The following is a 23,831-nucleotide window of genomic DNA, read 5'->3' on the forward strand; positions in this document are numbered from 1 at the left end:
TTAGTTACTCGCCGTCGTCGCCGTAGATAACCTTGCTGTTCACCTTCACCGTCAGCGGATGATAGCCGGCCTTGGCATTTTCAAAAATACGCTTGGCCAGATTCCCCTGGCCGGTCTCTACCAGCTCGCGGTACAGCGGGCGCAGGAATTTGTTGCGGCCGATGGTGGTGAGGAAATTCACCAGGCGCCCGTAGGCGGGTTTGTACTGGTTACGCACCGCGATCATCAGCCAACTGAAGGCGACTTCGTTGTTTTTCGATTCGGTCAGTCCGAAGGTGCTGTCCAGTTCCTTCAACTGCGCTTCGCTCAGTTTTTCCGGCATGCTGTCGAGGAAATATTTCCACTGGTGGTAGGTCCAGCCATTGGTGTCGATATCCTTCGCTGAAATCTCGCCGTCCAGCCACTGCTGGCGCAACGGGTCGATTTTGCTGAAGGCATCGGATTGCGGGTGCGGCGCGCCCTCCGGAATGCCCGGCTCATAGATCCATTCGTGAATCCGCTCCGCATCCAGCTTGTCCGGGTATTGATTCAGCAGCGTCTGGTTCAGGTAATCCACGAAATCTTCCGTGGTGATGCTCTGGAAGGCAAAGTGGTTGAAGTAGTCCACCAGGAACTGGTCGAAAGCCTCGCGGCCGATCTTCTGTTCCAGTTCGTACAGGAACAGGGAGCCCTTCTCGTAGGGGATATCGGAGAAGACTTCGTCCGGATCGCGGCCGCGCATGTTCACCGCCAGTATCTCGTCGCGATCGTCCCTTTCCTCCAGCGTCGCTTGCAGGTCGTCGTAGCCCAGCGCCATCTCCATTTTGTAGCGCTGGTCGCCGTAGATATTCTGCATGATGCGGTTGGTCAGATAAGTGGTGAACCCCTCGTTCAGCCACAGGTCGCGCCAGGTTGCATTGGTCACCAGGTTGCCGGACCAGGAGTGAGCCAGTTCGTGGGCGATCAGCGCCACCAGGCTCTTGTCCCCGGCGATCACCGTGGGGGTGATAAAGCTCAGGCGCGGATTCTCCATGCCGCCGAAGGGGAAACTCGGCGGCAGGATCAGCAGGTCGTAGCGGTCCCAGCGGTAGGCACCGTAGACCCGCTCGGTGGCCTCGAGCATGGATTCGGTGTCCTCGAACTCCTCAGCGGCGGCGTCGAGCAGCGCCGGCTCCGCGTAGACACCGGTACGCTCGCCCATGGGCTTGAATTCCAGATCGCCCACCGACAGTGCCAACAGGTAGGAGGGGATCGGCTGCGGCATTTCAAATTCGTAGACGCCATCTTTCTCCGTCTCAGGATCGTTGTCCGCACTCATCACCGCGCGAAGTTCTTTCGGCGTGCGGATAGTGGCGTTGTAGGTCATGCGCACCTTGGGGGAATCCTGCAGCGGCACAAAGCTGCGCGCGTGGATCGCCTGGGCCTGGGTGAACAGGAAGGGGTGCTTCTTGCCCGCGGTCTGCTGCGGCTCCAGCCACTGCACGCCGGAGGCTTCCGGCGAGGTGTGGTAGCGGATGGCTACGGCGGTGGCATTTTTCGGCAATTTGATCGACAGCGGCGTGCCCAGATGATCGTCCTTTTCGTCGAGGGAGAATTTCACCGGTTCCAGCCGCTCGCCATGGCCGGCCTCAACGGATTCGATGGTGAGGTTCCGGGTATCCAGCACCAGCGGCGGGTTCTTTTTGGTGAGCCGCTTGATTTTCAGCCGGGCTTCACCCTCCAGCACCTTCCGGGAAAAATCCACGGTGAGATCCAGGTCCAGATGCTCGATGCGGTAGTCATCGGTGTTGGCGAAGGAGTGGTAGTCCACGCCGGATTGCGGGTCTTTTTTATCCGCAGCGACCTTGTCGGCGGACCCGGCCTTCGGGGCTTCGGCCTGCGGCGCGGCACTTTCCTCCTTTGTTTCGGGTTCGGATTTTGCGCAGCCGCCGAGGGCGAGGGCGCTGAAAAGAAAACTGGTACAGAGTAAGCGGGGCAGCATGGATTGGCTCCAGAAATATTCTGCTTGTTGAAACGCGGAACAGGATACAGGAGCAACGGGGACAAATCAGCCGGGAGCAGATTAGGACAGCCGAAGGCTGCCCGCGAAGCGAGTGAGGCACAGGGACGTGTCTCATCAATGCGGAAAGGTACCTGTAGGAGCGGCCGTTGGCCGCGATCAAGTCTGCGGAACAAATCACCGACGATCGCGGCCAACGGCCGCTCCTACGGGGAGGGAGTAGCACGAAAAGTGAGGACATCCGTCGTCAGCGGTCCCGGGGCGAGTCCCGAGTATCAATCTAGGCTGAAATCGAAGTCCATCGCCTCACCGGGCGCCTGGACATAGTAGCCCTGGATATAGTCGGTGCCGGTCTGCCACAGGGTGGGCAGCATGCTGGCCTGTTCGATGTGCGGCACTATCACCTTGGTGTTGGCCTCGCTCAGCTGCTTGACCAGGTTGGCCAGGGTTTCGCTGCTCTCGCCCTCGTCCTGCACCTCGCGCACGAAGGAGGGGTCCACCTTGGCGAGATCCACCTTGACGTGCTCCAGGGCCTTGAAGGGGTTGAGGCCGGTGCCGAAGTGGCACACCGCCACGCGGCAGCCCAGGCCTTGTACCTGTTTGGTGAAGTCCCGCGCGGCGTGCAGGTTGCTGTTGATATCCTCCTGGCGCAACTGGAAGGTCACTGCCTTTGGGGGTACTTTGGCGGCCTTGAAGGCCACCGCCAACCAGGCCGGCAGGCCGCTGTCCAGAAGCGAGGCGGCGGTGATATGCAACAGCAGCGACACTTCGTTACCCTTTGCGCGCTGGGCGGCGGCGGACTTGATCGCGGTGAGGGTCACCCAGCGATCCATTTTGGTGGAGAGGCCGGCGTCGCCGAGGGCCTCAAGGAAAGCCACCGGCGCCAGTTGGTCCTTGCCGTCCACCAGGCGCACCAGCACTTCGTAAATCTGCTCGCCACTGCCCTGCAGGCTGAGGATCGGCTGGTACAACAGCTTCAGCTTGCCCGCCTCCAGCGCCTGCACCACCCGGGCGCGGTGGTAGGTGTCGGCGTCGCCCTCCTTGCCGGCGTCCGGCTCGTAGAGTGCGAAGCCGTTGCCCTTGGGGTTGTTCTGCAGCGCCTGCTTGTGGGCGTGCAATGCCTGGTCGAGTACTTTCTGCGCGTTGCCGGATGCCTCGCTGAGCAGCGAGATACCCACCGAAGCGGTGATCTGCAAAGTCTTGCCGGCGGCGTCGAAGATGGTGTCGGAGATTTTTTTCAGCAACTCGCGGGTGCGGTGTTCGGCGCTGTCCGGGGTGGTTTCCGGTATCAGCAGGCAGAAGCTCTCGTCGCCGTAGCGGGCGATCATGTCGCCGCGGCGCAGACTGGACTGCAGCAGCTCGGCCATATTTTTTTGCAGCGCGTCGGCGCCCGCCACCCCCACCACTTTCTGTACTGTCTCTTCGAAGCCGTCCACCTCGATATAGATCAGGCCGCCGGTGCGCTGGGTGCCCGCGGTGGATTTAATGGCAGAATTGAGCAGTTGCACGAAGTGCTGGCGGTTGTAGAGGCCGGTGAGCGGATCGCGGTTCTTGATGTCGCTGAGCTGAGCCTCCAGTTCCTCGGTGTCGCCGCTGCGCGAGGCGATGCGCACCTGCAGGCAGCGCTCGTCGTCGTACACGGTGGAGAGCACCTGGGCGCGGGTGGGCAGCGGGCTGCCGGAAGCGGTCTTGGCGGTGAATTTCCACTCGCGGGCCTCGACTTCGTTGTTGTCGATGGCGCATTGCTTGAGAAATTCCCGCCCGGCTTCCTGTTCGCCCGCCGTGAGCATATCGATCAGCGGCTGGTACTCCACATCCTCGTTGCTGCGGTAGCCAAAGCGCTCGGCAAAGGAGTCGTTGGCGTAGACGATCAGACCGTCGGACACATAGGCAATGGCGTCCTTGGAGCTGTCCAGCAGTTCCTTGGCGCGTTGAAGGGTGGCGTGGTAACGCTGGTCGTGCAGGCGCGCCACGCGGCGGTTGGCGAGCGCGGTGAGTTCGCGCTGGATCACCAGCAGCAGGTGCTGGTCCTCGTCCACAGTAATGACATCGCGGGCGCCGAGTTTCAGCCCCTCCACCGCCGGCTGCGCGCCGCTGCGCTCCGTGAGCAGCAGCACCGGCACGTCTTTCTGCAGTTTGCTGATGGTGCGCAGTGCAACTGCGGGAGGCAGCTGTTGGCTGTTTTCCGCAGCGATCAGCAGGTCCCAGGCTTTGTCCTGCAGCAGCTTGGTCAGCGCGGCCTCGCTGGCCACGTGTTGCGCGCGGTTGGGACGGCCGGCGTTGTGCAGCATGCTCACCAATCGTTGGGCTTCGGTGGGGGTATCGTGGATCAATAAAAGTCGAATGGTGTCGTTGCTGCTCATTATTTGCTCTTTTTAACTACCGTCGCGTCAGGCGAGCCCGCTAGTTTATTGCCGCGCGACTGGGACTTACAAGGCGGGAGTGGCAACCGCGTCACACTATTCGAAGCAAAAGGAAAGACCGGCGGCGGGATGCCGCCGGAGGGATTGCGCGCCTTTCTTCAGAGCGGCGTCTTGGACGCTTCCCCCGGAATTTCCCGCACCAGTCGCGGCACCAGGTAGCCAGGCAACCGCCGGCGCAGCTGCTCCACCAGTTCCCGCGCGCGGGCGTCGCCCACCTCGAAGTGCGCCGCCCCCTGAACCCGGTCGAGCTGGTGCAGGTAGTAGGGCAGCACGCCGGCGGTGAAGAGCGCCTCGCTCAGGTCTTCCAGCGCCTCGGCGCTGTCGTTCACCCCTTTCAGCAGTACCGCCTGATTGAGCAGGGTGACCCCGGCATCGCGCAGTTTTTGCAGGGCGCTGCGGACCTCGCCGTCTATCTCGTTGGCGTGGTTGCAGTGCAGCACCAACACCGGCTTGAGCCGCGAACCGGTGAACCAGTCGATCAGTTGATCGGTGATCCGCGACGGCACCACTATCGGCAGGCGACTGTGCAGCCGCAGCTTGTCCAGCTGCGGAATCGCCGCCAGTTCGCCGCTCAGCCACTGCAGTTGGCGGTCGCTTAGCACTAGCGGATCGCCGCCGCTCAGAATCACCTCGCGCAGATCCGCCTGTGAGCGGATATAGTCCAGCGCTTCCACCCACTGGGCGCGGCTGAGGTGGTTGTCGCCGTAGGGAAACTGGCGGCGAAAGCAGTAGCGGCAGTTCACCGCGCACTGGCCGGCGGCGATCAGCAGCAGGCGGCCGCCATACTTGTGCACCACGCCGGGCCGCGGGTTGGCCTCGGCCTCGCGCAGCGGATCGGCGCTGTAGCCGGGGCTCGCCTCCAGCTCCGCGGCGGCGGGCAACACCTGTAATAACAGCGGGTCGCGGGGATCGCCGGGGCGTATACGCTTGAGGTAGGGCCTGGGGATACGCAGGGAGAAGTCGCCGCCCGCGGCGAGTGCCGCCGGCAGCTGCGCCGGGTCCAGCCCCAGCAGTTCGATCAATTCGCGGGGATCGGTGAGCAGGTCCGCCAGTTCCTCCTGCCAACGCCGCTGCCGTCCCGCGGGGACCGTCTCGCGGGCAACGATTTCACTGGCGGCTGGGGCGTGCTGTATCATAGGCGGCTGTTTGCAATGGCTGAAGCGCGCAAATTTTAAGCACTTCATTAGAAATTGAAAGTTTGTTTTAGAGGAATCCATGGCTAGTTACTCCACCAACGAATTCAAGGGCGGCCTCAAGGTAATGCTCGACGGCGACCCCTGCTCCATCGTGGAGAACGAATTCGTCAAACCCGGCAAGGGCCAGGCATTTAACCGCGTGAAGCTGCGCAACCTGAAAACCGGCAGGGTGTGGGAGCGCACCTTCCGCTCCGGCGAGAGCCTGGAGGCCGCGGACGTGATGGACCGCGATATGGAGTACCTCTACAACGACGGCGAGTTCTACCACTTTATGGAGCCGGAGACCTTCGAGCAGCACCAGGCCTCCGCCGATGCGGTGGGCGACGCCTCCAAGTGGCTGAAAGAGCAGGATATGTGCACCGTGACCCTGTACAACGGCGCGCCGCTCGCGGTCACCCCGCCCAACCATGTAATCCTGGAGATCACCGACACCGACCCGGGCCTGCGCGGCGATACCGCCCAGGGCGGCACCAAGCCCGCCACCCTGGTCACCGGCGCGGTGGTCAAGGTGCCATTGTTCCTGGAGATCGGCGAGACCATCAAGGTGGACACCCGCACTGGTGAATACCTGGGGCGCGCCAAGGAAGACTGATCCCATTCCCTGTAGGAGCGGCGGATGGCCGCCCCGCCGCTCCTACAAAGATCTTCGACAAATGACAGAGAACTTCTGGCAACCCACCGCTTCCGCCGAGGCCCTGCGCCACCGCGCGCGGCTGCTGGCCGATATCCGCCGCTTCTTCGCCGATCGCGATGTGCTGGAAGTGGAAGTGCCGCTGCTTTCCCGTCGCGCCACCAGCGATCCCCATATCGAGTCCGTCACCGCCCTCTGCGGCGGCCAGCCCGCCTACCTGGCCACCAGCCCGGAATTCGGCCTCAAGCGGCTGCTGGCCGCGGGGGTGGGGGACTGCTACAGCCTCGGAAGGGCGTTTCGCGAGGGCGAGGCCGGTGGCCGCCACAACCCGGAGTTCACCATGTTGGAGTGGTACCGGGTGGGATGGGACGACCGCAAGTTGATGGAGGAAGTGGGAGAATTGCTGGGCCGACTGCTCGGCACTGAACGGATGCGCTCGCTCAGCTACCGCGAGCTGTTCCTGCAACAGTTGGAACTGGATCCGCACACCGTCTCCGATGTGGAACTGCGCGACTGCGCCGGCCGCGAAGTGGAGCTGTCCTTCACGCCCGCCACCCGCGACGAGTGCCTGGACCTGCTGATGAGCCACCGCCTGGAGCCGGCCATGGGCGAGGGCATCACCCTGCTATACGACTTCCCCGCCAGCCAGGCGGCCCTGGCCAGGGTGGTGGAGGACGAGACCGGCACCGCCGTGGCACGGCGCTTTGAGGCCTACGCCAGCGGCATGGAACTGGCCAACGGCTACTGGGAACTCACCGACCCCGAGGAGCAGCTGCGCCGCTTTCACGCGGACCACAGCTACCGGGCCGCGCACAAGCGACATGTGTATCCTTTCGAGGAACGGCTGGTGGAAGCGCTGTGCGCCGGAATGCCGGAGTGCGCGGGAGTGGCGCTGGGTGTGGACCGGGTACTGATGCTCGCCGGCGATTATTCGCGCATAGACGAGGTCATCGCCTTTCCGATAGATCGCGCATAGAGTGCGCCGTTACGGCTCATAGCGATAGCGGGTCACCTCGCCAACGGCGAAGAAACCTGTCTCAAGATAGAGCTCCTGCCGCTCCACCGGTGTCAGCGACACTGCGTGCTTGTGATGGCTGTCCAGCGCCTGGGCCACCAGGTAGTTGAACAGCGCGCGGCCTATACCGCGGCCCCGGTATTCCTCCCGGGTGATCAGGTCGTAGAGGCCCAGGGCATCGGCGGAGGCGAACAGGCACCCCGCGGCCACCGGCCTGCCCTCCCACTTGCCCAGGAACAGTTTCAGGCGACCGCGCTTGTGCTCCGGCAGCTCCTGCAGCTTACGGTAGAACTTCTTGATCTGCGGCCCCTCGCGCGCGCCGTTGAACGCCTCCGCCTGCAACTCTGCGTAGTCGGCTATCTCTTCCGCGGCCGCGGGCGCCAGTTCCAGTTCCGGGGGGCACTGATCGTCCGCCGCCAGCCGCTGCACCTCCACTGCCATGGCCACCAGGGTATCCTGCCGCACCACCCCCAATTCCGCCAGTTCGGCGTGATCCAGCGGTTTGTTGGCGCAGTGCCAGAGGGTGAAGGGGCTGTGGCGCTCGGCGAAGTAATCCACCACGAAGCGCTGCAGTATGCGCGAGGGCATCACCGCATTGCTCACCACCTGGTTGAAGGTGTGGGACAGCAGGCCGCTGTCTGTGCGCAGTACGCCGGTGATCTCCCGGGTGTGATCCGGGTTCAACAGGCCGGCGCAGTAGCTGGCCTTGGCCTCCAGATTGCGGCAGACGAGGTTTTTGGCGCTGAGACTGTATTTCATTCTTACAAGAATAGCGGTTGGCCGGAGGGGTGTAGGTCTGGGATGCCTCTACAGGAACGGTGGCGCCGGAGCCCTCAGCGTAACTGATAGCCCTCAGCGTAACTGATAGCCGTCAGCGTAACTGATAGCCCTCAGCGCAACTGATAGCCGTCAGCGCAGCTGCCTGTCCACTTCCGACAGCGCGCACTGGTCCATGGACAGCGCCGGCTGGGCGCAGCTGGCGTCGCCGATCACCCGCGCGGGAACGCCGGCCACCAGCTTCTGCGCCGGTATCGATTTGAGCACTACGCTGCCGGAGGCCACCTGGGCGCACTGGCCGATCTCGATATTGCCCAGCACTTTGCTGCCGGCGCCGATCAGCACGCCGCGGCGCACTTTGGGGTGGCGGTCGCCGCTCTCCTTGCCGGTGCCCCCCAGGGTCACCGACTGCATGATCGACACGTTGTCCTCCACCACCGCGGTCTCGCCGATCACGATGCCGGTGGCGTGGTCCAGCAATATGCCCTGCCCCAGCTCCGCCGCCGGGTGGATGTCCACGCTGAACACCACCGAGATGCGATGCTGTAGGAACAGCGCCAGGGAGCGGCGCTTCTGGAGCCACAGCCAGTGGGCCACGCGGTGGGCCTGCAGGGCGTGGAAGCCCTTGAAGTACAGGAAGGGTTCGTAGAGGGCGCTGCAGGCGGAATCCCGCTGGTGGACGGCGGCCAGGTCGGCGCGCGCGGCGCGGCCGATGCCGGCGTCCGCCGCCAGTGCCTCGTCGATCACCTCGCGGATCAGCAGTGCCGGCGCCACGGGGCTGTCCAGTTTATTGGCCAGGTGAAAACTCAGCGCCGATTCCAGGGTGTCGTGGTTGAGGATGGTGGCGTGCAGGAAGCTCGCCAGCATCGGCTCCCGCTCCACCTGCTGGGCCACGCCGCCGCGGATCTCCCGCCAGATTTCATCGGTTTTCACGTCCACTCGATAAGCTTCCATCAACAATATTCCTCCTTTAGACAGCGCCCAGGGTCAGCGGCGGTTCCTGCAGCGCAGACAACTGCTCGCGCAACGCCAGTATATGTGTCCCCCAGTAGTTCGGGGTGTTGAACCAGGGGAAGGCCAGGGGAAAGGCCGGGTCCTGCCAGCGACGCGCCAGCCAGGCGGCGTGGTGCATCTGGCGCAGGCAGCGCAGCGGCTCGATCAGCTGCAACTCCTGCGGGTCGAAACTGGAGAAGGTCTCGTAGCCCTCGACCACCGCGTCCAGGTAGGCGGTCTGCTCGGCGCGGTTACCCGAAATGAGCATCCAGATGTCCTGGATCGCCGGGCCGGTGAGGCAGTCGTCCAGATCCACGAACCAGGGGGTCTCCTCGCGCCACAGGAAGTTGCCGGGGTGGCAGTCGCCGTGCAGGCGCAGGGTCGCCCAGTCGCGCTCGAACAGCGGCGCTATCCGCTCGATGATATGGGCGGTCACCGATGCGTAGGCCTCGCGGTTTTCCCGCGGCAGGAAGTCGCCGGCGAGGATGAATTCGCGGCTGTCGATGGCAAAGTGCTGCAGGGTCAGCGCCGGCCGGTACTGGAAAGGCCTGGCGCGGCCCACTGCGTGGATGCGCCCGAGCATGGTGCCCACCTGCTCCAGGTGCTCGAAATTGTCCAGCTCCACCTGCCGCCCGCCGCGGCGGGGGAAGAGCGCGAAGCGGAATCCCCCGGCTTCCATCAGCGTGCGGCCGTCGAACTGCAACGGCGCCACCACCGGAATCTCCGCCGCCGCCAGCTCCAGGGTGAACTGGTGCTCCTCCACGATCTGCTCGTCGCTCCAGCGGCCCGGACGGTAGAACTTGGCGATCAGCGGCTCGCTCTCCTCGATACCCACCTGGTAGACGCGGTTTTCGTAACTGTTCAGGGGAAAGATCCGCGCGTCGGACACCAGCCCGGCGCTCTCCACGCAGTCGATAACCCTGTCCGGCGTGAGGGCTTCGTAGGGGTGGTGGCTCTGGGGCATGACATATCCCGGGGTTTACATAGGACGGCTATGCTAACCCGGCCCGCGCGCCGGGAACAAACAGATAAGACAGCGCCGTCGATCTCTGTAGGATTCCCCGTAGGGTGGATAAGAGCAGCGCATCCACCCTACTGTGTGCCTTTCTCCAACAGCCCTGCGGCTCTTTGCGGCCAAGTAAAAACGGCGGCGTGTATGAACGCCGCCGTCTTTCGTTGACTGCAACAGGGTTGCAGTGTGAATCCACCCTGTGAGGTCCGAATTATTTCAGGTCAAAACGGTCCAGAGTCATCACCTTGGTCCAGGCGCCGACAAAGTCCTCGACGAATTTTTCCCGGTTGTCGTCGGTGGCATAGACTTCCGCCACGGCGCGCAGTTCGGAGTTGGAGCCGAAGACCAGGTCCACCGGGGTGGCGGTCCACTTCAGCTTGCCGCCCTTGCGGTCGTAGCCTTCGTAAATGCCGTTTTCCTCGGACGACTTGGACCACTTGGTGGACATATCGAGCAGGTTCACGAAGTAGTCGTTGGTCAGGGCGCCCGGGCGATCGGTGAAGACGCCGTGCTTCGAGTCGCCGTCGTTGGCGCCCAGGGCGCGCATGCCGCCGACCAGTGCGGTCATTTCCGGAACACTCAGGGTCAGCAGGTCGGCGCGATCGATCAGCATCTCCGCCGGGGAGAGGTGGCTTGCGCTGCTGTAGTAGTTGCGGAAACCGTCTGCCTTGGGTTCCAGGAAGGCGAAGGACTGCACGTCCGTCTGCGCCTGCGCCGCGTCGTTGCGGCCCGGCTCAAAGGGCACCCGAATGTCGTGACCCGCTTTTTCGGCGGCCTGTTCGATGGCGGCGGCACCACCAAGAACGATCAGGTCGGCCAGGGAGACCTTCTTGTTTCCGGACTGCTTGCGGTTGAAGTCTTTCTGGACGCGCTCCAGGCGGCCCAGGACTTTCTTCAGCTCGCGGGGGTCGTTTACGGCCCAGTCTTTCTGGGGCGCCAGGCGGATGCGCGCGCCATTGGCGCCGCCGCGCATGTCGGTGCCGCGGAAGCTGGAGGCGGAGGCCCAGGCGGTTCTGACGAGCTGCGGAACGGTCAGCCCGCTGTCCAGAACCCTGGCTTTCAGTGTCGCGATGTCCCTGTCGTCGATCAGGGTGTAGTCGACGGCGGGGATCGGGTCCTGCCAGATCAGGGTTTCTTTCGGCACCTCACTGCCCAGGTGGCGCGCCTGCGGGCCCAGATCGCGGTGCGTCAGCTTGAACCAGGCCTTGGCGAAGGCCAAGCGGTACGCTTCGGGATCGTCCACGAAGCGCTTGGCGATCTTGCGGTACTCCGGATCGAACTTCAGCGCCAGGTCGGTGGTGAACATGATGGGGGCGTGGCGCTTGTCGGGAATGTGCGCATCCGGAACGAAGCGAGCCTGATCGGCATTTTTCGGCACCCACTGAGTGGCACCCGCCGGGCTCTTGGTCTTCACCCATTCAAACGCGAACAGGTTGGACAGGTACTGGCTGCTCCACATGGTCGGGCTGGCGGTCCAGGCGCCCTCCAGGCCGCTGGTAACGGTGTCTTCCGAGTGGCCCTTGCCGCACTTGTTCTTCCAGCCGAAGCCCTGCTCTTCCAAGGCCGCGCCCGCCGGAGCTTCGCCCACGCACTCCTCGGGTTTGTGGGCGCCGTGGGCCTTGCCGAAGGTGTGACCGCCGGCGATCAGGGCCACGGTTTCCTCGTCGTTCATGGCCATGCGGCCGAAGGATTCGCGAATATCTTTGGCCGCGAGCAGCGGATCAGGGTTGCCGTTGGGACCTTCCGGGTTTACGTAGATCAGGCCCATTTGCACCGCAGCCAGCGGTTTTTCCAGTTTCCTGTCCCCGCTGTGGCGCTGGTCACCGAGCCACTCCCTTTCGGAGCCCCAGTAGACGATATCGGCCTCCCATTCGTCTTCGCGGCCACCGGCAAAGCCGAAGGTCTCAAAGCCCATGGATTCCAGGGATACGTTGCCGGCCAGTACCATCAGGTCCGCCCAGGAAATCTTGTTGCCGTATTTCTGTTTTACCGGCCACAGCAGGCGGCGCGCCTTGTCCAGGCTGACGTTGTCCGGCCAGCTGTTGAGGGGCTCAAAACGCTGCTGCCCACCGCCGGCGCCACCGCGGCCATCGTCAACGCGGTAGGTACCGGCGCTGTGCCAAGCCATGCGGATAAAGAAGGGGCCGTAGTGGCCGTAGTCGGCGGGCCACCAGTCCTGGGAGGTGGTCAGTACTTTTTCGATGTCTTTTTTAACCGCATCGAGGTCGAGGCTGGCGAAAGCTGACCCGTAGTCGAAATCGTCATCCATCGGATTGGATTTTTCGGCGTGCTGGCGGAGGGGTTGGAGGCTGAGTTGGTCGGGCCACCAGTCCTGATTGGACATGGGGGCCTCCTTGGCATTGACGTTAGCGGAGATGGCTGCCGCCAACACTGCCGCCAACGGAAGGGCTCTTTTTAACATTGGATTTGCGCTCCTTTTAGCTTTATAGCTTTGTCTATTGCGTGGAAAAATCCTATAGGGATGCACAATGACTGGGAAATTAGACATTGTTATCACTCTGATAGCGGCGGCCAATTCGTGGAATTTCACGTCGGCCGAGGAGTTGGCATAGTTTCGCCCTCAGTAACCTAAACTTCCCTTCGTTTAGTTAGTGTTTCCGTCAGGACCAACGGAAAACCGGAAAGCTGTCCGGTTTCCGGCTCTGATATCGGGCGCCGGTTCCCGAACCCAAAGCTTCCCTTCCCTCCCCGGAGCAAATAGATGCCCGCCGAGATCAGTATTGTCTGGACAATCATTACCGCGCTGCTCTTGTACTTTATGCACGGCGGTTTTGGCTTCTTTGAAGCGGGTATGTGCAGAGCCAAGAATACGGTGGATACCCTCAGCCACAACCTGATGGTTCTGGCGGTCACCACTCTGGTTTACTGGGCCTTTGGGTTTGCGTTTATGTTCGGTGACGGCAACGGGTTTATCGGCTACAGCGGCTTTGCACCGCGATTGGTGGGTTCAAGCGACAACTATCCCAGCCTTGCCATCCATATAGTGCCACTGGCAGTTGCTTTTGCATTTTCCATGTCATACGCCGATACGCCCGCCACCCTGATCGCTGGTACAGGCGCCGAGCGCATTCAATTCTCCGCGGTGATGCTGCTGACGGTGGTGATATCCGGGCTGCTGTTTCCCATCGTCGGTCACTGGATTCTGGGCGGTGGCTGGCTGGCGCAACTCGATGTTCCAGTGTACGACATAGGTTCGGGGGTGATACATCTGACCGGCGGTATCTGCGCGTTGGCGGCGGGGGTTGTGCTGGGACCGCGAATGGAGCACAAATCGGAATCCGAAGGCGAGGAGGAGGACGTCAGCTCAATGCCACTGGTATTCCTCGGCGCCTTTATTCTTTGGTTGGGTTTTTTTGCCTTTAACGCGGGATTCGCCATGGTCGCCGGCAAACCACTGGGACTGGTGGTCGTAAATACCGCCCTCGGCGGTTCCGCCGGCACAGTGACGGGAATGATAGGCGCCGAGCTGACCACCGGAAAGGCACGACTGCGCACAGCAATGGTCGGCCTGCTCACCGGCAATGTCGCGGTCTTGTCCAGCACTGCGATTGTGGAACCCTGGATCGCTACGACCATAGGGGCAGCGGCGGGACTGCTCGCGGTCGGATCCATTCATTTCTGGGCCTACCTGAAAGTCGATGATCCCACCGAGTACCTGACGATGAATGTGGTGGGCGGCATCCTGGGAATAATTGCGGTGGGCCTGTTCGCCTCGCCGGAGATCATGGCAGAGTACCCGGCCAAAACGCTGCCGCGGGCGGGGCTCTTTTATGGCGGCGGCAGCGCGCAACTGATCAGCCAGGCGCTGGCCACCGGGGCCATTATCGGCTTCGTGCTTCCGGCCGCACTTTTCGTATGCTGGATATTGCGAAGTATGGGCTGGCTGCGGATTCCCGCCGAGGAGGAAAAGGAAGGCTCGGACAAGGCGACCCACGGCGAAGATGCCTATGAGGACAAGTAGCGCCACATCGCCAGTATTTCCGGGCGGAAACAATAGACAAATCTATTTGATCGCCGGATTAATAATAGGGCGATAACTAACCTATTAATCGCTTACCTTATCACTACGGCCAGCGAGACTCGCGGCCTTTCCATTCAACCACGGTAAGGAAATCGAGAATGCCTCCCGTCCTGTTCTACGGCGTTTCCCAGGGTTGCTCATTCGGCTCCATAGTTGCATTGGAGTGGCTGCGGCGGCCCTACCACCTGTGCCGCATCGAAAGAATCGGGCACCTCCAAGACCCGCTCTACAGCCAGGTAAACCCGCTGATGAAAACCCCGGCCCTGCTGCTGGATAACGGCGATATCCTGAGCGAGAGTCTGGCGATCCTGATGCACCTGGCCATACACGATCCCGACAGCCCGCTTGGGGTATACCCGGGCACAGTGAAGTTCGACCGGCTGTGCCAGACCCTGGCCTACCTGCATACCGACGTCTTCTCGGCGTTCGCCCCGTTGCGCGCCCTTGTGGAAACCCGGGGGCTGACCACTGAACAGCGTGAGCTTCTGTACGTCCTCGGACGCGAACAGATTGCCCGGTGCTGTGCCCACCTCAACGGGCTGCTGGAGGGTCGCGACTGGCTCTTGGGTGAACGCAGTCTAGCGGATGCTTACCTGTCCGGCATCGCCCGCCGGGTTGGACACCACAGGTTGTTCGGTCTGCAGCGCAACTATCCGTACCTGGCCCGCTACCTGCGGAAACTGCAACAGGACCCGGCAGTGCGTTTCGCCCAGGCAATCGAAGAAGTGACTCCCACGAAAAGCGGCGCCGATTTCAGAGGCCATATTCACCTGAAGGATTTGCGCCCGCGGCTGGCAGCCTGAGCTAAGCTTGCCCTGAGCCCCCACGGGGGGCATCCTTTCCGCCACTGGCGCGGGCCCGGCCCGCGTCTCTATCCGGAATCGAGCTGACAGGGACCCGCTATGCCGACAAGACCTTCCATAAAATCCATCGCCACAACTGCTATTCTCGCCATCCTGCTGTCGCTGGCCGGCTGTGACCGCGGGCGGGAGTCGCAGAGCGATTCCCCGGAAAACCGGCCTCCCATCGGCAAGTTGAAATCCAAGCGGGAAACTTTCGAGCGCCAGGCTAGCGGCTGCACCGAAAAAGAGGAATGCGCGTCCGTGTCCATCACCCGCGAGGTGTTCGAACAGCGGCCCGCGTTGAACAGAGTCGTTCTTCAGCAGATGATCCACCAACTTCAGGGAAACGGTGAGGATCAGACGTCTGCAAACAGTCTGGAGGAACTCGCCGACAACTTTCTCGCCGAAGCCGCGAAGGGGCACGGGGAGAGCAGCGCCCGCTGGCAGCTCACCGGCGAGGCAAAGCGCTTCGCCCGTCGCGACGACCTGCTCACGGTGGAAATCAACAGCTATATCTATACCGGCGGCGCCCACGGCATGCCGGCCATTCGCTGGCTCAACTGGGACCTGGCCGCGGACGAAGAGGTACCTTTAGATCAGGTAATCCGGGAGGGCCAGGAGAATGACTTCTGGGGAGAAGCCCGGGGGGCGCACCGGCGCTGGCTGGACGAACAGCCGGGAACCAACAGGGAGTTTCGCGAGACTTGGCCGTTCCGGCGCAGCAATAACTTCCGCTTCGACGACCAGGGCCTGGTGTTGCTTTACAACGTCTATGCCCTGGGACCCTATGTTCTCGGCCCGGTAGAGCTGACAATCCCCTGGAAGGACCTGCGCGGCATAGTGCACGAACAGTACCTGCCGGAGGAACAGTAGCTAAGCGCCGCCCGATTCCACACAGACCTGCTGCGCAACATCCTCTCGTACAGCGGCGGCCTTCAAATTACGCAGATAGCCGTGCAGCAGTTCCGCATCCAGCCCGTGCAGCATCAGCCGGAAGCCGGCCTGCAAAGTTGAGTGCGGCACCATCGGGTGCCGGTTGCTGACCAGGGAAAGGGCGGTGCCGTCGTTCAGCAGCCTGCCGATATAGATGGAAACCGTCTCGTCCAGCTGCAGTGAATTACTCGCGCGCCAGAAATCGTGATCCGAGAGAAACAGCGCGTATAGCGGCGTATACAGTTCGATCGCGGTCTGCAGGTCGATCACATTGGTGAAATGCGCCTCGCCCGGGTCCAGTTCGAATTCCGCGGAGGAGACCGCGCTGAAATCCAGTTGCCGCGGGGGCACGATCTCCCGGTTTTCCTCGCGCAGCTTCTGGCTCAGTTCGGCGACAAAATTGTAGATATTCAGGTCGTGGATCAGGAATGTGTCGTCCAACAGGTCTTCCAGGCGGCGCGGCCGCAGAGGCCGGGTGCTCTCTATCTCGACCCCGTCGATATTGTCGGTGATAAACTGCAGCAGTTCGGTGCCGATATTGAAATGGCGCAGGATCAGGTAGTTGGCATCCGAACGCACGAAATACTTGAGCCCCCAGTAGATGGTGCGATGGAGAATTTTAGAGGAATTCCAGCGCTCCGGAATTGCGATGCGCAGCAGCTGCACCAGCACGATACTGAGCCGCGCCAGCGGCCGCACCACCGGCAGTAGCAAACGGCGGGACCAGGTATTGTTACCGGCGAGCAGCGCCCGCTTGGCATCCTCGTTTATCGGCAGGCTTCTGTCCAGGTAGAGGGCCAGCCAGGGATTCGGGTCCCGCCGGTTGATGGTGCACTGCTCGAAATCGCTGTTCCAGCTCATCAATAGTTCCCCAGCTCTTCCAGCTGCAACAGGTACAGGCGCCCGGTGACCCGCGCGGTTTCCAGGATGCGCTCCGCCAGGCCGTCTGTGTCCAGGATGCCGGAACCCAGCGTTTCCGCCAGTTCCGCCAGATGGTCCTCGTCGTGCTGCGCGTGGTAGAGATAAAACGAGACTTGGTCTCCGCGCAGCCCCAGATGCTTTTGCAGCGACTCGGCAAAGATGCCGGCAAAGTGTTTGCCCAATCCCTCGATCATAAACATCGCCCCCAGCAGGTCCAGCGGATTCGGCTGCGAGGCCCGGTGGTACATCCATGCGGAGAGGGCGTTGGAGCCGATATTTTTCCGCCCGCCGCGCAGCGTCGTGAGATCGCCGCCTACAGACTGAAAATCCCGCTCCAGCATCCGGTAGTCCAGGTGCTCGGTTTTCGCGTGGGACAGGAAGCTCGAGCGCAACTCGAGGTGCCCGCGGTCGATGGAGGACACCGCCCGGGCGATCCAGCAGGCCCCCTCGATCACCTGCTGGTAGTGGTCGCAGAGGATGGTGCGGTAGTCATCCAGGCGCAGCGCGCCCCGCAGGGCGCGGCTGATTATCGGCACCTGGACCAGCCGGCCCTCGAAATCCGCCCAGGTTTTGGTGAGTTCGCGGATCAGCCGCGATGCTTTGTCGTTTTCGTTCACTGTTAAACCACCGTCATACACATAAAGGCCGCCAGGCAGCGCCCGCTCTCCGGCACGAAGCAGAGCACCCGGTCGCCGGGTTGCAGTGCGGTCTCGCGCATCAGTTGATCGATCATCAGGAAAATGGAGGCCGAGCCCACATTACCCACCCGGTGCTGCCTGTTGAACCAGCGCTCCTCCGGAATCATCGCCCCGGCCTGCGTCAGCAGTGCCTTCATGCGATTGCCGAGGGATCTGGCCGAATAGTGAGGCAGAAAGTAGCGCACATCCTCCGGCGACAGCCGTCGCTTATCCAACACCTCGAGAAAATAACCCATCCACACCGGAAACATCTGCTGCAATAAATCGAAGTCCTGGCGCAGCGCCACGGCGCCGTCGCCGCAAGCCTCGTCCGGCGCTCCGTAGTGGGCCCAGGGCCTGAACTGCTCCGGGTCCGCAGTGCGGCTTCCCGCGTACATGCAGCTGGGGAAGCGGTCGGCGAAGGACTTCTGTTCTATCCAGTCGATGCGCAGGCTGGGCCGGCTGTCGTCGGCCCGGGAGTCCATCACCAGCGCCGCGGCGCCGTCGGACAGCGTCCAGCGCAGGAACTCGTATTCCAGAGCCTCTTCCGCGGACAAGCCGGCAAAGTCGATCGCCGAGTAAAAGCCCGGCTGGAACCAGCGGCTGGAAAACTCGCTGCCACAGGCAACGGCGGTGTGGTGCTCTCCGGCGCGGATATTCAGGTAGCTGGATTTGATCGCCATCATGCTGCTGCCGCACACACTCTGGTGCGAGGAGACTTCCATCGGACCCGCGTCCAGTCCGGCGTGCACCGCACTGGCGTGGCCCGGCACCAGCAGGTCGCCCTGGGTAGTGCTGGTGGCGAGATAACCGATACGGCGAGGGTCCAGTCTCGCCAGATCGCAGGCGGAAAGAATAGCCTGTGCCGCCATTTCCGCATTGGTAAAAAGGTAATTGCCCCCGGCGTCGATGGCGTAGTGCCGGGACTTGATGCCGTTTTGCCTCAGGGAGGCGGCTTTCAGTTTTCGGCTGTGTTCGCTGAGGAGGCCAATGCGCTCCTCCATAGTCCCATTGTCCACCGGCGCGCCCGGCAGAAAGCTGCCGGTCCCGGTGATAAAAACATCCTGCATGCAATATTTGCCTGTTTATTGTTGTAACTACTCACCCCTGTGACACTAAGCCGAGGCCTGGGCGGCCCTGCTACCGGTAGCCGTTCGTTCAACTGCCTCATCGGCAATCGTCTCTCGAACGGCTCCCGGCATCAGGGCCTTCGCATCAAGCTCCGGCATTCTTTTCCCGAGTCCCGAGGGCGAGTAGCTACTATTGTTTTATGTTATGTCGAGCAGGGCCCGGTCCACCGCTGCCCGCGCGTGTATTTCAGTGGTATCGAACAGTGGCACCGGAGCATCCGCCGCCGTTACCAGCATACCGATCTCTGTGCAGCCGAGAATAATCCCCTCCGCGCCCCGCTCCACCAGGCGCCGGATAATGTCCCAATAAGCCGCGCGGGATTCGTCGCGCACCGTTCCCAGGCAGAGCTCCTGGTAAATCACCTGGCGCACCAGCGCCCGCTCTTCGGCATCCGGCAGCAATACGGGGATGCCGTGCTCCTCCTGCAGGCGGCCGCGGTAAAAATCCTCCTCCATGGAGTTCGTTGATACGCCGGTAGTAGATCTGGGTGGACTTCCAGCTCATTCCCCCAATCAGGCCGACGATCTTCACCGCTGTACCGGCGTGTGACAGACCGCTTCGATATTGTGCCCGTCCGGGTCCATCACGAAGGTGCCGTAGTAATCGGGGTGGTAGATCTCGCGCAGGCCGGGGGGGCCGTTGTCCTTGCCACCGGCGTCCAGCGCGGCGCGATAAAATGCGTCGACCATTTCGCGGCTATCCGCGCGGAAGGCGATATGCAGCCCGGGCCTTACCTGCTTGCCCACCTGTATCCAGAAATCCGGTTTGCCGCCGATTCCGAAGCCGCCCCAGTCGGCGTACTCCAGGATCAGTTGATAGCCCAGCGGCGCCAGCGCCTCCAGGTAAAAGGCCTTGCTGCGCTCGTAACTGTGCACCTGCAGGCCGATATGATCCAGCATGCTTCCTCTCCTCAGTCCGTTTTGGCGTTCCCGAGCCTGGCGATGGTTCCCTGGGCTACAGCACAGAGATTCTCTCCGTCGTCGCCGACCGCATAAACCTCGCAGCGACAGACTGCCTGGGTCCTGCCCGAGTGAACAACGCTCGCCCTGGCGACAATATACTCGCCCACCGCCGGGCGCACATAGTTGATCTTGAACTCCGAGGTGACCACATTGGTGCCCAGCACGCTGCCACCGGCATAGGTCAGCGCGTTGTCCGCGGCATAGCTCACCACACCGCCGTGCACAAAGCCGTGTTGCTGTTTGAGTTCATCCGTGACAGGAACCCGCAGTTCCGCATTACCGGCAGAGAACCCGTCCAGTTCGGCCCCAAGCAACCGGCTGAACGGCTGGCTGGCAAGCACGTCCCTGCCCATGGGCAGCAGTGAATCCATAACTACCTCCTCTTATTCCACGATAGCGCGCCACCGCTCGAGTTTACCTGAAAAGCTGAGCGAGGCGTTTGCCGGACTGGTAGAGGGCAATCTCAGGGTGGGTAGGGCAACGTACTGCTCGGGCAGTGTTGGCAGTACATATTTCCGATACATCTGCTCCGATTTGGCGCCGTTGAAATAGATATGCCGGATTCCCGGGTGATCGGCGAGGAATCCAGCAAAATCGTTTGGCACTATGGACGAAGCGACAATATCGGAATCCAGGCTGCCCGATCGGGTGCAGCTCTTCAGTACATCCCAGAGCGCGATCCCATTCTTCACCAATTGTGCACAGCGCTGCTCGTAGCTAAGCCCGGGATCAAGCGCCAGCACCGATTCGATAATTCGCCAGAAGGCGTTGCGCGGATGAGCATAATACTGCTTCGCGCGCAGCGAAGCCCCGCCCGGCATGGAACCAAGGATCAGGCGTTCGGCGCCCCCGGCCGCAATCGGTTCGAAGCTGTGAATACAAGTCATCCGGCTTCAGTCCGGGCGGAGGTATTCGGATACCCCGGACTCCAGTAATTCCACCAGCTCCGGGTCCATATAGGCAAACCTGTCCGGGATATTCAGGCACACCAACCGTCTGTCATTGAGCAGATCCGGGTATTTTTCCAACAGCAGTTCCCGGTGGAAGGTCTCCATAACAAATACCCTGTCCGCCCACTCGATCAAGTCCCGGCTCACCGTCCTGGCCGCAGCCGGATTGATCCCCGCGCCAAGCGCATTGACACCCCGGTAATATGAAAAAACCGCTTCCGCAGTGGGGCTGCGCAGGCGGTTTTCACTACAGACAAACAGCAGGTTCACGGCTCCGCCCTATGTTGCCAGCGCCAGCAACCACAGATAGAGGCCGTAGCTGGCCACGCCGGTACCGAAGATAAACTGTCCGATAAGCAGCGCGCGTATCGCGAAGGTGTATCGGACAAAGCTGCCCTTTTCCGCGCTGTCCCGGGTAAACAATCTGCACTCCTCCGGGAGATCGCCTTCCATTTTTTTGAGCCCTGGAACCGCCAGGCTGAGCAGCTCCCGGCTGCGCGCATCCACCAACCAGAAAACCGATGAGAGTATCACCACAAAACCGCCGAGCAACGCCAGGCTCAGGGGATGGAAGCCCTTTTCAACCGCGGTAAAGATACCGCCTTCGGCGAACATCGACAGAACCACAAAAAAGTTGAAACCCTTCAGCCGCTGCTCGGCGTTGAATCTGTAGTGCTCGCAAAGATACTGCTGTTCGTTCACCCGATATCCCCAAAACCTATTTATAGGAATATTCTGCACGCTCCAGGCGAAAGACGAAACAGTCGTCCTCGCCAAACCGGCGGCGCTCGAGAAATCTAAAGCCGATCCGCTCGTAAAAACGGTGCGCGCGAACATTGCTTGCCAACGGATCGATCAATACCGCCGTCACCGCCGGATCCGCGAAACAGCGGTCGAGCGCCAGTTCCATCATCCGGGTGCCGTAGCCCCGGCCCAGGTCCCGCGCCTCGCCGATCCAGATATCGATGGCTCGGAGGTTCTCCGGGACATCGCCCCAGTAGTGGCTGTCCTCCAATGCCGGATTGATAATCTGCATAAAACCGATCGGCCGGCTATCCAGCTCGGCGATCAGTTGCTCGCGCCAGTCGGGGTTGCGCGCCAGCTCCATCTCCCAGCCCCAGTCGTCATTCGGGTCTGCGGCGATCACATGAGGTTGTTCGTCCCAATGGCGCAGCAGGTCCAGATCGGCGGGAGTGGCCGGGCGCAGTTTCATGGCCGGCTGCCCGGGGGAGGTGGCTGGCGTATCGGACATAGCTGTGTTCCTGTTGGGTAATTTTCAGGGTCAGGCTTCGGTGCGCACCAGAGCCGCATTAAGGATGTTCATCTGCCACTGCCCCGCATTTTGCCGCTCCGCCAGGGCGGCGGCCCTCCCGTAGTATTCGCGGGCCTTCCGGCGGTTATCCAACTGTTCATAGACACCGGCGATTTCCTGCAGGTACTTTGCCGAAGCGGAAAAACGGGACTCCGATTCCCGGAGTATTTCCAGCGCCCTCTTCGGGGAATCGAAATGGCCCGCATAGGCGGCCTGCATAATGATAAAATCTCGCTCAGACATGGGGAGATCCCGCCTCACCCGCGCAACCAGTGCGTCAATTTCCCCGGCCCTCTCCCGGTTATACAACGCCCGAATCACGCTTTTTACGCTGGACGTCGGTATGGGCTGGTTGATGCCGAATGCATCCATTCGCGCCCTGTAATGCGCAAGGACACCATCCGGTTCCATTGCGGATATCTCGCTCCCGGACAGATACCAGCCCTCGAAGATCTCTTTCAGGCTGTCGCGCAGCGCGGGTAGGCCGACGGAGTTATGATTTTCATCCCCGTAACGGGTGAACTGCCATTCGATGCCCTGCACCTCCTTCCGGTCCAGCACTTCCAGGAATCCGTAGACCCCCATGCGGGTCTCGTCCGCCAGCGACAAGTGGAGGGTTTTTCCCCGATAGCTGTTCTTGCCGACCAGCTCCGCCGCGGTTTTTTCCAGTTGATGGTCACCTACCCAGAGAGCGGGACTGATAGCCACGTAATGGTCGAAGCTGTCCGGCTTTTGCAGCAGTGCATTGATCGTGAACAGGCCACCGATGGACTGCCCCACCAGCGTCGCGTTTGGCGCGGACCGATAGTGCCGGTCGATATAGGGTTTCAGCTCCTTCTCCAGGAAATTCAGGAATTGCCCGGCGTTACCTCCCTTGCCGTCGCCGTTGGCCGGAGTCATATTCTCCCGGTAGCGGAGTGTTCCCTTGTCGGCAATCCCGACAAGAATCACTTCCGGGATCATCTGCCCCTTGTTCGCCAGCAGATCGAGCATGCCGGACACGCCGTGAAAGTTATAGTCCCCGTCCAGCAGGTAGACCACCGGGTAGCTGGTGTCTTTATCGATCCAATAACCCTCAGGCAGGAGAACCTGTATCGCGCGTTCCTCCTGCAACACCTCCGATTTCAGGGTGATGCGCTCTCCGGGGGCATCGGCGTTGGCAGCCGCACCCAGAACACAGAGCAGAAGAAATACAACCATCGATTTGATGCCGACATTTTTATTCATTATTTACACTCATTGGAACTTTCTTCTTCCTGCTGTCAGCGGTATACCGATACAAATCCAAAGCCGGTCGTCACAAAAAACGAGATAACCCTATTCACTTAGGGAAGAGCCACAACTGAGAAGGAAATCAATGTGCAGCGGCCACACTAATACGCCTAACCGATCTCCACCAGCGGCTCACCCTGTTCAAAAAGTGCAACCGCTTCGGGCAAGACTTTTTTCAGTACAGTCCGCATATGATTGTTCGAGGTATTGCCCAAGGTGACCCACAATACCTGTGGCGGCGGGCCATGTTTGTCGATCAGATAGGTGAAATCCTTGTCCTTGGTTATGACCACCGCCCCGCTCTTCCGGGCGGCAAAGAAAATTTCATGGTCCGCTGCATCTCGGTAACCCAGTCGTTGCACGGAGTAGGACTCGATGCCAAATTCCTCGGCAATCCACGGCGCCAGCGCAGGGGAGAGCTGGGCGTCGATCCAGAAAATCATGCGGCCAGAATCGGGTGGTCAACGCGTCGGGCGGCGAACTGTAGCGCGGCAGAGATGTCTTCCGGCTCCAAATCGGGCATTTCCGCCAGTACCTGCTCGGCGCTGAGCCCGTTTGCCAGCAGGTCCAGCACATCGGATACGCGGATGCGCATTCCGCGGATGCAGGGGCGCCCGCCGCACTGCTGTGGGTTTATGGTGATTCGTTCGCTCAGGGTAGGCATATCGGCAACCTCGTTGGTGCTACCTCCCAACTTTAGCGACCTTCCCCGCCCCAGGCAAACCGCAAGGTCGGGCATTGCCCGGCCTCTTTGATGGCGGTGA

Annotated in this window: 25 protein-coding genes; 5 read left to right on the forward strand and 20 right to left on the reverse strand. The window is 61.7% G+C overall.

Annotation, left to right across the window (positions count from 1 at the left end):
* Positions 1 to 4: 4 nt before the first annotated feature.
* From FHS09_RS17040 to epmB, 3 genes are all read right to left on the reverse strand, one after another.
* On the reverse strand, positions 5 to 1,960 hold the full coding sequence (locus FHS09_RS17040) for a M1 family metallopeptidase (protein ID WP_183462109.1): 1,956 nt from the start codon (positions 1,958 to 1,960) through the stop codon (positions 5 to 7).
* A 293-nt stretch (positions 1,961 to 2,253) separates the two neighbouring features.
* Positions 2,254 to 4,341, reverse strand: coding sequence for an EAL domain-containing response regulator (locus FHS09_RS17045; RefSeq protein WP_183462111.1), 2,088 nt, complete (start codon positions 4,339 to 4,341; stop codon positions 2,254 to 2,256).
* Positions 4,342 to 4,499: 158 nt separating this feature from the next.
* A complete protein-coding gene (gene epmB, locus FHS09_RS17050; RefSeq protein ID WP_183462113.1) occupies positions 4,500 to 5,537 on the reverse strand; it encodes an EF-P beta-lysylation protein EpmB in 1,038 nt (345 codons plus the stop codon).
* A gap of 79 nt (positions 5,538 to 5,616) precedes the next feature.
* Here epmB and efp point away from each other — a divergent pair, with 79 nt between their 5' ends.
* Positions 5,617 to 6,189, forward strand: a complete 573-nt coding sequence (gene efp / locus FHS09_RS17055) for an elongation factor P (protein ID WP_183462115.1) — start codon at positions 5,617 to 5,619, stop codon at positions 6,187 to 6,189.
* A gap of 61 nt (positions 6,190 to 6,250) precedes the next feature.
* Positions 6,251 to 7,204 (forward strand): EF-P lysine aminoacylase EpmA, encoded by a 954-nt coding sequence (gene epmA / locus FHS09_RS17060; RefSeq protein ID WP_183462117.1) that lies wholly within the window; start codon positions 6,251 to 6,253, stop codon positions 7,202 to 7,204.
* Positions 7,205 to 7,213: 9 nt separating this feature from the next.
* On the opposite strand, the gene FHS09_RS17065 is transcribed toward epmA, so the two are convergent.
* The 4 genes from FHS09_RS17065 to katG form a co-directional block, all read right to left on the reverse strand.
* Positions 7,214 to 8,002 carry a GNAT family N-acetyltransferase gene (locus tag FHS09_RS17065; RefSeq protein ID WP_183462119.1) on the reverse strand — a complete coding sequence of 263 codons (789 nt, stop codon included), beginning with the start codon at positions 8,000 to 8,002 and terminating at the stop codon, positions 7,214 to 7,216.
* Between the two features lie 150 nt (positions 8,003 to 8,152).
* The gene (gene cysE, locus FHS09_RS17070) at positions 8,153 to 8,974 is read right to left on the reverse strand and encodes a serine O-acetyltransferase (protein ID WP_183462121.1); all 822 of its coding nucleotides are present in this window, start codon (positions 8,972 to 8,974) and stop codon (positions 8,153 to 8,155) included.
* A 16-nt stretch (positions 8,975 to 8,990) separates the two neighbouring features.
* Positions 8,991 to 9,977 carry a serine/threonine protein kinase gene (locus tag FHS09_RS17075; protein WP_183462123.1) on the reverse strand — a complete coding sequence of 329 codons (987 nt, stop codon included), beginning with the start codon at positions 9,975 to 9,977 and terminating at the stop codon, positions 8,991 to 8,993.
* Between the two features lie 259 nt (positions 9,978 to 10,236).
* Positions 10,237 to 12,447, reverse strand: a complete 2,211-nt coding sequence (katG, locus tag FHS09_RS17080; RefSeq protein WP_183462125.1) for a catalase/peroxidase HPI — start codon at positions 12,445 to 12,447, stop codon at positions 10,237 to 10,239.
* Between the two features lie 300 nt (positions 12,448 to 12,747).
* Here katG and FHS09_RS17085 point away from each other — a divergent pair, with 300 nt between their 5' ends.
* From FHS09_RS17085 to FHS09_RS17095, 3 genes are all read left to right on the forward strand, one after another.
* A complete protein-coding gene (locus FHS09_RS17085) occupies positions 12,748 to 14,007 on the forward strand; it encodes an ammonium transporter (protein WP_183462128.1) in 1,260 nt (419 codons plus the stop codon).
* 158 nt (positions 14,008 to 14,165) lie between these two features.
* A complete protein-coding gene (locus FHS09_RS17090) occupies positions 14,166 to 14,870 on the forward strand; it encodes a glutathione S-transferase family protein (RefSeq protein WP_183462130.1) in 705 nt (234 codons plus the stop codon).
* 99 nt (positions 14,871 to 14,969) lie between these two features.
* Positions 14,970 to 15,782: a DUF3298 and DUF4163 domain-containing protein gene (locus FHS09_RS17095; protein ID WP_183462132.1), complete on the forward strand. Its 813-nt coding sequence runs from the start codon at positions 14,970 to 14,972 to the stop codon at positions 15,780 to 15,782.
* Here FHS09_RS17095 and FHS09_RS17100 read toward each other — a convergent pair whose 3' ends face one another.
* The 13 genes from FHS09_RS17100 to FHS09_RS17160 form a co-directional block, all read right to left on the reverse strand.
* On the reverse strand, positions 15,783 to 16,703 hold the full coding sequence (locus FHS09_RS17100) for a DUF6999 family protein (RefSeq protein ID WP_183462134.1): 921 nt from the start codon (positions 16,701 to 16,703) through the stop codon (positions 15,783 to 15,785).
* Positions 16,703 to 17,380 (reverse strand): iron-containing redox enzyme family protein, encoded by a 678-nt coding sequence (locus FHS09_RS23290; protein WP_221192079.1) that lies wholly within the window; start codon positions 17,378 to 17,380, stop codon positions 16,703 to 16,705. Before FHS09_RS23290 ends, FHS09_RS17100 begins: the two co-directional genes overlap by 1 nt.
* A 2-nt stretch (positions 17,381 to 17,382) precedes the next feature.
* Positions 17,383 to 18,510 (reverse strand): 3-oxoacyl-[acyl-carrier-protein] synthase III C-terminal domain-containing protein, encoded by a 1,128-nt coding sequence (locus tag FHS09_RS17110; RefSeq protein WP_183462136.1) that lies wholly within the window; start codon positions 18,508 to 18,510, stop codon positions 17,383 to 17,385.
* A 198-nt stretch (positions 18,511 to 18,708) separates the two neighbouring features.
* On the reverse strand, positions 18,709 to 19,026 hold the full coding sequence (locus FHS09_RS17115) for an aspartate/glutamate racemase family protein (RefSeq protein WP_183462138.1): 318 nt from the start codon (positions 19,024 to 19,026) through the stop codon (positions 18,709 to 18,711).
* 72 nt (positions 19,027 to 19,098) lie between these two features.
* Positions 19,099 to 19,470: a VOC family protein gene (locus tag FHS09_RS17120; RefSeq protein WP_183462140.1), complete on the reverse strand. Its 372-nt coding sequence runs from the start codon at positions 19,468 to 19,470 to the stop codon at positions 19,099 to 19,101.
* An 11-nt stretch (positions 19,471 to 19,481) separates the two neighbouring features.
* On the reverse strand, positions 19,482 to 19,904 hold the full coding sequence (locus FHS09_RS17125; RefSeq protein ID WP_183462142.1) for a PaaI family thioesterase: 423 nt from the start codon (positions 19,902 to 19,904) through the stop codon (positions 19,482 to 19,484).
* A gap of 12 nt (positions 19,905 to 19,916) precedes the next feature.
* Positions 19,917 to 20,420 (reverse strand): DNA-deoxyinosine glycosylase, encoded by a 504-nt coding sequence (locus FHS09_RS17130; RefSeq protein ID WP_183462144.1) that lies wholly within the window; start codon positions 20,418 to 20,420, stop codon positions 19,917 to 19,919.
* A gap of 6 nt (positions 20,421 to 20,426) precedes the next feature.
* Positions 20,427 to 20,753 carry a phosphotyrosine protein phosphatase gene (locus FHS09_RS17135; RefSeq protein ID WP_183462145.1) on the reverse strand — a complete coding sequence of 109 codons (327 nt, stop codon included), beginning with the start codon at positions 20,751 to 20,753 and terminating at the stop codon, positions 20,427 to 20,429.
* Between the two features lie 9 nt (positions 20,754 to 20,762).
* On the reverse strand, positions 20,763 to 21,185 hold the full coding sequence (locus tag FHS09_RS17140; RefSeq protein ID WP_183462147.1) for a hypothetical protein: 423 nt from the start codon (positions 21,183 to 21,185) through the stop codon (positions 20,763 to 20,765).
* Between the two features lie 16 nt (positions 21,186 to 21,201).
* The gene (locus tag FHS09_RS17145; RefSeq protein WP_183462149.1) at positions 21,202 to 21,735 is read right to left on the reverse strand and encodes a GNAT family N-acetyltransferase; all 534 of its coding nucleotides are present in this window, start codon (positions 21,733 to 21,735) and stop codon (positions 21,202 to 21,204) included.
* A gap of 30 nt (positions 21,736 to 21,765) precedes the next feature.
* Positions 21,766 to 23,022, reverse strand: coding sequence for an alpha/beta hydrolase (locus FHS09_RS17150; protein ID WP_183462151.1), 1,257 nt, complete (start codon positions 23,020 to 23,022; stop codon positions 21,766 to 21,768).
* Between the two features lie 155 nt (positions 23,023 to 23,177).
* Positions 23,178 to 23,510, reverse strand: coding sequence for a DUF5615 family PIN-like protein (locus tag FHS09_RS17155; protein WP_183462153.1), 333 nt, complete (start codon positions 23,508 to 23,510; stop codon positions 23,178 to 23,180).
* Positions 23,507 to 23,806, reverse strand: coding sequence for a DUF433 domain-containing protein (locus tag FHS09_RS17160; protein ID WP_221192080.1), 300 nt, complete (start codon positions 23,804 to 23,806; stop codon positions 23,507 to 23,509). The genes FHS09_RS17155 and FHS09_RS17160 overlap by 4 nt, the downstream gene beginning before the upstream one ends.
* Between the last annotated feature and the right edge of the window lie 25 nt (positions 23,807 to 23,831).

Origin of the sequence: Microbulbifer rhizosphaerae (assembly GCF_014191725.1) — a bacterium.
GTDB lineage: Bacteria > Pseudomonadota > Gammaproteobacteria > Pseudomonadales > Cellvibrionaceae > Microbulbifer > Microbulbifer rhizosphaerae.